Here is a 9,182-nt window from a genome sequence, read left to right as displayed (position 1 = left end):
AGAACGGCTGCCAATGGCGACCTCGGTTGAAGATTACGAAGCGCTGTTACCGTGGAACTGCTCGCCGGCATCGCCTAGCTAGGCGCATTACCCATCTTGAAGTCGGTGGGGTTTATGGAGCGCTTACCGTATAGCTGCCACCCTAATCGTTTGACCGCGAATCGTGGCAGCTCCATTCACAAAGGAGCTACACCATGATTAAAGACAGCCCAAATCCCCCGCATCATTCCAGCTACGACGCCAGCCTGCTTCAAGAAGCGGCTAACCGTGCTATCCATCACTATCTGAAACCTGAAAACCGAAGCCAAACCCCAATCGACGAACCCACCGAGCTACCGTTCGATGGGCTATTTACCGTGCGTGCTGATCTGGATGCAGAGACCTTGCTTGCCAATGCCTCACAGGACTTGGCGTCGATCAATGTGATCGCGGCTCATCTAGCCTTCGAAGTCGACGGGACTCAACGCAATGTGGCGCTGGGTATTTGCAGGATGTTGGAAGGTGTGCAGATGCTGGTCGATAAAGCGCTGGATGGGTGCGCGGAAACTGCGTCGAAGTAAAAAGACTGCGCTCTAATGGACCGCTTCCAATCACAGGAGGCGGTCCGACCACGATGAGCCTTTAACTATCAGATCAACTTATCAAGCACGTACTGCTGAAACCACGCTGGCTGGGTATCCGAAACAATATCAATGATCTCCCCCTCTGTAATTTCAGCAACCTGAGCAAAGCTGGGTTCTCCATCCTGAGAGTTATCGAAAATGTAGGCTCGATTTGAAATAAGAATTGCGTCGGACAAGTGCTCCAGCGAGCGCGCATAGCGAGATCGGATCTTGTCGGGCGGAACGTCATGCCCACCGATAGACGCTCTATAGGCAACCCGAGCGACGTTGATGTCGGGATCTGCCGTAGCCACGTAGTAAACGTAAACACGATAACCGGCGGCCTTTGCTTGCTGTAGCAATTCAATCTTGCTTCCGTCCGACATAACTGTCTCGAACGTAAAACTCACACGTTCCTCAATCAAGGAAACACGGAGGAAGTCAGATAAGGCAGAGGCAATGTAGGAATCAATTTGCCGCGAAGGAAATATAAGCCGATCCCCCTCGACACCAACATCGTCGAGCTTGGCAAGAGACAGTGGGAATTTAGTTAGAAGGCCGTGCTTTCGCAAAAATGGAATAGCGAAACGGGCAGAATCGTGCAGCCCAAATTGAGAAAATTCGAATGCACCCGTTTCGCGAATACTCAATTCAATAGCATCCGGATTAATGTAGTTCACAAGCAAGTGAGCGGGGACTTTCGAGTTGAATGTACTCTTCCCACTGCCGTTCGGCCCAGCGAACATTCTGACTCGAGGTATGGTGCTCAAGCCTGAATCTGCGCCGGGGCAGGCAATGACTCCCGCAGAGACTTCTTGATTTTCAAACGCGTACCGGCCTTGATAGTCCCGTAAGTTTCGACAGGTCGAATCACCCACTCCCCGGTATTCGAAACGCTCACAAGCTGACCAGCGCGGACCACAAGAACGGACTCGCCTTTTGACAGTGCAACCTTGTAAGCATCGCTGAACGCTTTGGCTGCAATCGAAGGGATACTCGATTCCTGGGCGACAATTTGCGCTTCGGTTATTTGTGCCTTAAGTTTTTTACGAGACATACTGGCCTCCGGCTAGGATTAAAACTGATCAATAGCGATTAGCATAGATCACCACAGGCGTTGATCGCAGAGTCGACTTTACCTCAATGTGTGTTCAACTGTCCCTCACAAAGCTGACTCGGGCAATCCGAACACTTCCCGACACAAACCTGCGCCGTCAGAACACCGACCACCCAATCCGCTCACTCAACAACTCCAACGCCTTCATCCCCGCCAGCGAATTCCCGGCCGCATTCAACTCCGGCGACCACACGCACACCGTGAACTGCCCCGGCACCACCGCGAGAATCCCGCCGCCTACCCCGCTCTTGCCCGGCAACCCGACACGATAAGCAAAATTCCCCGCCTCGTCATACAGCCCGCTCGTGGCCATGATCGAGTTAACCTGCTTGGTCTGGCGCGCCGTCAGAATCTGCTCGCCGCTGTGGGTGCACACGCCTTCATTCGCCAGGAAGCAAAACGCCTTGGCCAGGTCCAGGCAGCTCATCTGCAACGCGCAGTAGTTGAAGTAGCTGTGCAGCACCGCGTCCACGTCGTTGTGAAAGTTGCCAAACGACTTCATCAGGTACGCCATGGCCGCATTACGCGCACCATGCTGGGCTTCGGATTCAGCCACAACGCTGTTGACCAGGATCTGCGGATTACCCGACAGCCGACGCACGAAGTCGCGCATGGACAGGATCGGCACGGCAAATCTCGACTGGTTGATGTCGCAGATCACCAGCGCGCCGGCATTGATAAACGGGTTGCGTGGTCGCCCGCGCTCAAACTCCAGTTGCACCATGGAGTTGAACGGCTGCCCCGACGGTTCGTGGCCCAGGCGCTCCCAGATGCTTTCGCCGCCATGGTCGATGGCCTGCACCAGGCTGAACACCTTGGAAATGCTCTGTACGGAGAACAAGGTGTGGGCATCGCCCGCGCAGTAGAACGAGCCGTCATTGCCATACACGGCAATGCCCAGTTGCTGCGCCGGCACGTCGGCGAGCGCGGGGATGTAGTCGGCGACCTTGCCGAGGCCGATCAGTGGACGAACTTCGTCGAGGATCGACTCCAACAGGGCCTGCATGTTTTGTTCTGGCATGGTTTGGAAAATAGTGATTGGCGGGCGCGGAGGATACCTGAAACGCCGGGCCCGGGCAGGTTGCTGGTGCAAAGATGGACGCTGCGCAGGCCGTGCTATATCTTCGGGCCGCCGCCGGTTCAGGCGAAAAACAGGAAGACGTTGAACTTGAACCCGGATGCATTGTTTCTGATGCTCGATCTGTTCAAGCGCCCCGGCAACATCTGAGTTTAGTGCTACCCAACTGAAACGGCTGACTGAAAAGGACCTCCATGAGCCCCGACACCTTTACGACCCGACAACTGCTCGATAACTTCACGGCCAGACACTGGGCTTGCACGATTGTCGCGATTTGCGCGGCGCTCACAACCGCGGCCGCCCTTGGTAACTATTACGGTAAATCCGAATCGGCAGTTCAGTTGGCTGAGTTGAAAGGTGAACTCAACAAAGTCAGCCTGCAGTTGGATATGACCATGGCCCAGAACAACACCACCGTCGGCGACAACGGAAAATGGGCCGCCGCCTATAAGACGCTGGAAACGAGCTACCAAGCCGAAGTGGATAAAAATTCAGTGTTGACCCAGAGGATCGCTCAATCCAGCAACAATGATTTTATCCAGGAGCAGTTAACCAACACCCAGGACCAGATTGATTCGATCAGGCGGCATATGTCGACCGGCGATTCGCTTGATTATCGAGACATGAAAACTCAGGAAATCCAGACGCTTCAGCTCCGATTGAACGGCTATCAAGCTCAGTTGACTGACTGCCGGTAATTCAGCGCACTCAATAGTGCGCCACATCCGACACCCGGGTATCCAGTACGTCCCGCGCCAATGCCCAGGCCCGATCCCGGGATTCCACCACCAGCAACGGGTAGCCCCACGCCTTGCCAAACATCACGGTAAACGGCTTGAGCGCCAGGCGCTTGGCTGCACTGGGCTCCACCTGAATCATGGCTTTGACGAAAGCACGCAGGGCCACCTTGTTCTTCTTCATCCAGATCGAGACCTGCTTGCGTTCTTCGTGAGAGTGCTCGTACGCGCTTTCATCCACGGCTTTTTCGTGCAGCAGGACAAAGCTCTCCTCGCGCTGCAACAAGGCCTCGAACGCGACAAAAGTATTTTGCGGTGGCGCGTCGCTTGGGGCGTCGAACACGATTTTCACCATTGGGAATGTTGAACTGTCGAGTTGCATGGCGAGTTCCTTTAACGAGAATGTTTCTCATAATAATCACGCATTCACTGGACGCCATTGCACAGAATAGCCAGAATGTTTCGCATTCCAGCCAGGACGCAACCGCGCCATGTACAACCATCGCCTCGAAACCCGTGACCCGATGCGCCAGGCCTTTGCTGATGCGATTCCCCGCGCCGTGGTTGCGGTGAGCGCGTCAAGCACCTCCGCCAGCTGGGAACACTCGCCGCACCAGCACCGCAAAGGCCAGTTGATGTACACGTTGCGCGGGGTGATTCATTGCGTCATCGAAGAAGGTATCTGGATCGTGCCGCCCCAGTGCGCGCTGTGGATTCCCGGCGGCCTTTCCCATGCCGCGCGCGGGTCGGGGGCGGCGGATGTCTACTGCCTGCTGGTTGACCCCGACGCAGCCAGCGCCCTGCCCCGGCAATGCTGCACGCTCTGCGTGTCGCCGCTGTTACACGAGTTGATCAGCAAGGCCGTCAGCTTCCCGCCGCTGTACGACACCGAGGGCGCCCAAGGGCGGTTGGTGGCCACGCTGCTGGACGAACTGGCGCTGGCACCGATCGAGGCCCTGCACCTGCCCATGCCCCGGGACACTCGGCTCAGACGCCTGGCCGACAGCTTGCTGGCCAACCCCAGTGACAAGGCTACCCTGGGCGAATGGGCCGTGCGCATCGGCATGAGCGAACGCAGCATGACGCGCCTGTTATTGGAGGAGATCGGCCTGAGTTTCGGCCGCTGGCGCCGGCAGTTGCATGTGATCCTGTCACTGCAGCGGCTGGCGAAAGGTGAAAGTGTGCAGACGGTCGCGCTGGACCTGGGGTATGAGAATGCCAGCGGCTTTATCACCATGTTCCGCAAGGCCATAGGCAAACCTCCAGCGCGTTACCTGGCGGACCGTGCGGGCATATCCGAGCGCACAACGCCCGCTATCGCGTTGCTGGATTATTATAAATAGTCACGTATAAGCATTTTTAGAGCTTAAGGACTAGAACCGTTAAAACATTCAGGCCAAAAAATCAACCCGGCCTAAAATACTTATCGCACACTAAAAATTTGCACTAGCATATGAGTACTCCCACCCAAAAATCCGCTTTCAATACCCGCCCGAAAACCGCCTTACCCCCTGCAAATAAAGTGCCGAATGTTAAAATTTGTCACGTTTTGGCGTATTCAATTCGATTAACATCTAAACGCCTGCAGCGATTGAATTGACGGCCTCGCATGCCGGAAAAGGGAGCAACGTGATGCATTTTTCCAACGTCCTCGCTATTGCACGGACCCCATCGAAATCCGAGGACTTCAGCGAGCTTATAGTTCGTACTGTACCGAAAAATCTAAAAGTCGATACACGCTCGTACGGCCAACTAATTGGTCCCTATGAAAGCCATGGACATTACCGTGCCATCATCATAGAGATCGATACCCCCTCTGCCAGCACCCAAACGCTGGACATCATTAAAAAAACCAGATCCGAAAACCCTGGCAGCACCATTTTCCTGATTGTCACTTTCGCCACTACACTAAGCAAAACCAAATATTATCTCGCAGGGGCCGACTACTGCATAAAGGTGGTTGAGAGCTCGCTCGAGAAAAAACTTGCCTTGTTTGCCGCGTTCCTCAGTGAGACATACTGGCTAAGTAATACTGATTTGCTACTGGACCAGGACCGCATGTGCATCTACGGCGGAGGCAAAAAACTTGAAGTGTCCTTCGTCGAAATGAAAGTACTCGAAGCGCTCATTCATAATCGCTTGCTCAGCCACGACGAAATTGCTGTTGTGATGGGGCTTAACGCTCGATTTTATGACTCAAGAGCACTCGAGAAATCGATTAGCCGTTTGCGCGGCAAAATAAAATCGCATTATGGAAGCAATATAATTCAAAGCATTCGGGGTTACGGCTACAAACTAAGCAGAGGCCTTGCTTCGGTGAATCATGTTCAACCCGTCAAGGAGCGGCCGAACCGTGAATAGCGGAACTATATTGGTTGCGGAGTCAGTCGACTTCACATTCTCGCGTCAAGCGATACTTGAACGAAGTTGTACATTATGGGGCAGTGAGATCCGGGTCCATGCCGAGCACGCTCTCGGCAGCCTGCCTGGTGACGCGAGCCCCTTTTATTACGAGCAACTTAAAGACGCCTACAGTGAAGCTCTGCAACACACCAAGCCGAGTGCGTTCGCCCGAGAAGGAAAACGTTTGCGCGTGGATAAAAGCCCGGGGCTTCACAAGTTTTTCCGAATGGAGCAGTCCTTATTGATGAATGAGGACCTGTTGAAGGAGATTATCAGCACTTCACATACGCTGGAAAAACACAAACAACAACTCATTGTCAGCATTGAAAATACACTGGATACTCTGCCGGGCCCGGTAGAGCGCAGGAGTATGATCCGCCAACTCTATAGCCTGAAAGACCAAAGCAACATAAAGCTTGCTTATAATAATTACACTTTAGATACAAAAAACACCGATCTGCTGATCGACTTGAGTCTCTACGACTATATAAAAATGCCTTTTCCAGACTCTGCCCTCAGGCTCAGTCTGAACACGCGCTCGGGCCTGTTCGACCGGCTTTATGACCAGATGCTGGGGCTAATGAGCACCACCCGGGTCTCGTTCATCGCCGACAACGTCGAGCATGCCGACAGCGCGCTTCTCGCCAGACGCTTGCCTTTTGACTATTTTCAGGGCCCCTACTTCTCCCCTGCTGATAGTTTATAAAACCCCTACTTTCCTGGAATCGGTGAATGCCATGAGTTCTCTCAAGAAACACACATTTACATCGACATACCCGTCAATCGCGCTGCACGATTTCACGCCAAATGTGGCATTTTTACATTACGACGTCGACAGCGGTCCGCTGGTGGAAACCACCGAAAAACCGTCGGACGCTTCGGGCAATTCCTACGCGGTTAACAGCGAGCAGAATTTCAATCTATGGCTAAGCAATTACGTGGCCGCCAAAAGGCTCTATGAGGCCAATAACCGGTTAACCCAACAACTTTACGACACCTCGAAAAACCCGAAAGTCACCGCACTAAAATCAGAGCTCACCAGCCCGAATGTTAATAGCGCTACAACGGAAATTGTTAATGCAACACCCGCCTTGCGCACCCCTGATGTCTGGTTACTTACCCAGCAAGACCGGGCACTGGTCAAAGGTGGGCTGCGCATTTCCTTGACGACCATCGAGTCGGCGCTGATTAAAAAAATGCTGAACCATGAAGAACGTGTTGTGAGCAAAGAGGAGCTTATCCGAAATATCGGACGCGAACCCGACCTCTATCGCGGGCTCGAAATGTGCCTCAGCCGGCTCCAGGACAAATTCAAGCGCGTTAACGATGGCGAGCGCCTTTTCCGGGCTGTGCGCAACCGCGGCTATTGCCTGACGCAAAAAATAAAGAAGCCTCTTAGTACTCGTAGCAGCGTAGCCGAACAATAATAATTTCAAAAAAATTACAATTCACCCTGCCTATTAAAACCCTTTTCTATCTGCCATTTTATAACAACATGCGCGCGTTATAAGTCGTCAGCCATTGCTCCCTGCCATTCATTACTATCAATACGCACGCCTACGTGTGCGCCTGCCATTTGATAGTCATTAAAACCACGCCTCGCTTTAACCTGCCAGCACGTGAGTGGATACCACAGGGAGCAGAAGTATGCTTAACAACAGAAGAATGCATCGTAACCTAACACCCAAAGGACTCACTTTCTGGGGGCAGTGGGCTATTGCCTTGAGTGTGGTGGTTGTACTTTTGTTTTCACTGGCACTGTTCAAGACCGGACAATTGGAATCCCACTACCGGATATTGGCAGCCATTACAATACTGGCTTCTATACCGGCCTATATGTTATGTGACGTGTATAGCAAAAAAGATGACTTTTTTGTGGGGCTGGGTCGGTTATTCACGGGTTGGTTATTGACCCTGGGCATATTGTCGGCGGTCGGCATGGCCTGTAACGCCAGCTCGCTGTTTCCCTTGGAGATACTGCTACTCTGGGCGGCCGTCAGCTACCCAATACTAGCACTTTGCTATATTCCGATTCATAGTCTATCCAGGTACTACCATCGGCAACTTCATGAGCGCCAGAAGTCGCTGATTATTGGTACCGGAAAACTTGCAACGGACTTGGCCAACACTCTTGCCAGGCAAAAACGCTCCCCCTTAGTCGGCCTCGTGGGTCCAAACACCGCTTCGCCACAGAACAGCACGCAACCCCAGATTCTCGGCGACTTGCCCGACCTCCCCGCGTTGATCAGGCAACACGGTATTCGCCGGTTGTACATCACGCACTCCCTCCAGGAAGCGACTCACATTGAGGCGCTGTACCTCAACTTGCTTGAGATCAGCGTGGACGTGATTTGGGTGCCCGACCTCAACAACATGCTGCTGCTCAATCACAGCGTGGCCGAGGTGGATGGCTTGCCCGCGATCTTCCTCAATGAAAGCCCGCTGACCAGTCGCCCGACGGCGGCACTGAGCAAATCGCTGTTGGACAAGAGCCTGGCGCTGTTGGCGATCGTGCTGCTCAGCCCGCTGTTGCTGCTGTTCGCCCTGCTGATCAAGCTCACCTCCCCCGGCCCGGTGATTTTCAAGCAGGACCGTCACGGCTGGAATGGCGAGGTAATCAAGGTCTGGAAGTTCCGCTCGATGCGCATGCATGACGACCACGAGGTACGCCAGGCAAGCCGCAACGATTCACGCATCACCCGCGTGGGGCGCTTTATCCGCCGTACGTCCATCGACGAGTTGCCGCAGCTGTTCAACGTGCTGCAAGGGCATATGGCACTGGTTGGCCCGCGCCCGCATGCCGTGGCGCACAATGACTACTACTCGGGCAAGATTCGCGCCTACATGGCGCGGCATCGCATCAAGCCCGGTATCACCGGGCTGGCGCAAGTCAATGGCTGCCGCGGTGAAACCGAGACCCTGGAGAAGATGCAGCAGCGCGTCGATATCGACCTGCGCTATATCAACAACTGGTCGCTGTGGCTCGACATCAAGATCCTGTTCAAGACACCGTTCACCTTGCTGTCCAAAGACATCTACTAAGCCCCTTCCCGCGCCAGTACGCCGTCCAACCTTCGGCCCGTTCACAACGGGCCGTTGGCGCGGGGCAAAGCCACTGGCGACGCCCTGCAGCCCCTCCCTTCCAGCTTGATACATCCCCTCCCAACGGATACACCGCCAGGCGCAAAAATGCCGCGCACGGATACGCCTGGCCATCCGGAAAGAGCCATCCATCTACACGTCAG

At 54.1% G+C, this 9,182-nt stretch carries 11 protein-coding genes; 7 read left to right on the top strand and 4 right to left on the bottom strand.

All coding sequences use genetic code 11. The annotated features are described in order from the left end of the window. Positions 1-194 precede the first annotated feature (194 nt). Positions 195-560 carry a DUF6124 family protein gene (locus CEC48_RS30135; RefSeq protein WP_088427151.1) on the top strand — a complete coding sequence of 122 codons (366 nt, stop codon included), beginning with the start codon at positions 195-197 and terminating at the stop codon, positions 558-560. A 68-nt stretch (positions 561-628) separates the two neighbouring features. Here the strand turns inward: CEC48_RS30135 and CEC48_RS30130 are convergent, their stop codons facing one another. The 3 genes from CEC48_RS30130 to glsB all read right to left on the bottom strand — a co-directional run bounded on the left by CEC48_RS30130 (position 629) and on the right by glsB (position 2,725). Beyond that, positions 629-1,348, bottom strand: coding sequence for a zeta toxin family protein (locus CEC48_RS30130; protein WP_256579798.1), 720 nt, complete (start codon positions 1,346-1,348; stop codon positions 629-631). A 20-nt stretch (positions 1,349-1,368) separates the two neighbouring features. Continuing rightward, the gene (locus CEC48_RS30125; RefSeq protein ID WP_088427149.1) at positions 1,369-1,659 is read right to left on the bottom strand and encodes a hypothetical protein; all 291 of its coding nucleotides are present in this window, start codon (positions 1,657-1,659) and stop codon (positions 1,369-1,371) included. Between the two features lie 157 nt (positions 1,660-1,816). After that, positions 1,817-2,725: a glutaminase B gene (gene glsB, locus CEC48_RS30120; RefSeq protein WP_010171887.1), complete on the bottom strand. Its 909-nt coding sequence runs from the start codon at positions 2,723-2,725 to the stop codon at positions 1,817-1,819. 266 nt (positions 2,726-2,991) lie between these two features. On the opposite strand from glsB, the gene CEC48_RS30115 reads away from it, so the two are divergent. After that, positions 2,992-3,495: a hypothetical protein gene (locus CEC48_RS30115; protein ID WP_088427148.1), complete on the top strand. Its 504-nt coding sequence runs from the start codon at positions 2,992-2,994 to the stop codon at positions 3,493-3,495. A 10-nt stretch (positions 3,496-3,505) separates the two neighbouring features. Here CEC48_RS30115 and CEC48_RS30110 read toward each other — a convergent pair whose 3' ends face one another. After that, on the bottom strand, positions 3,506-3,916 hold the full coding sequence (locus tag CEC48_RS30110; RefSeq protein WP_088427147.1) for a hypothetical protein: 411 nt from the start codon (positions 3,914-3,916) through the stop codon (positions 3,506-3,508). A 109-nt stretch (positions 3,917-4,025) separates the two neighbouring features. Here CEC48_RS30110 and CEC48_RS30105 point away from each other — a divergent pair, with 109 nt between their 5' ends. The 5 genes from CEC48_RS30105 (at position 4,026) to CEC48_RS30085 (ending at position 8,979) form a co-directional block, all read left to right on the top strand. Continuing rightward, a complete protein-coding gene (locus CEC48_RS30105) occupies positions 4,026-4,877 on the top strand; it encodes a helix-turn-helix domain-containing protein (protein WP_088427146.1) in 852 nt (283 codons plus the stop codon). Between the two features lie 289 nt (positions 4,878-5,166). Further along, positions 5,167-5,895, top strand: coding sequence for a winged helix-turn-helix domain-containing protein (locus tag CEC48_RS30100; protein ID WP_088427145.1), 729 nt, complete (start codon positions 5,167-5,169; stop codon positions 5,893-5,895). Further along, a complete protein-coding gene (locus CEC48_RS30095; protein ID WP_088427144.1) occupies positions 5,888-6,643 on the top strand; it encodes an EAL domain-containing protein in 756 nt (251 codons plus the stop codon). The genes CEC48_RS30100 and CEC48_RS30095 overlap by 8 nt, the downstream gene beginning before the upstream one ends. 31 nt (positions 6,644-6,674) lie before the next feature. Further along, complete coding sequence (locus CEC48_RS30090) at positions 6,675-7,364, top strand: winged helix-turn-helix domain-containing protein (RefSeq protein ID WP_088427143.1); 690 nt, start codon at positions 6,675-6,677, stop codon at positions 7,362-7,364. Positions 7,365-7,584: 220 nt separating this feature from the next. Next, positions 7,585-8,979 carry an undecaprenyl-phosphate glucose phosphotransferase gene (locus CEC48_RS30085; RefSeq protein ID WP_088427142.1) on the top strand — a complete coding sequence of 465 codons (1,395 nt, stop codon included), beginning with the start codon at positions 7,585-7,587 and terminating at the stop codon, positions 8,977-8,979. Positions 8,980-9,182 lie beyond the last annotated feature (203 nt).

The sequence above is a fragment of the Pseudomonas sp. K2I15 genome, from assembly GCF_002204795.1.
Taxonomy (GTDB): domain Bacteria; phylum Pseudomonadota; class Gammaproteobacteria; order Pseudomonadales; family Pseudomonadaceae; genus Aquipseudomonas.
This window is presented reverse-complemented; position numbering and strand designations above follow the sequence as displayed.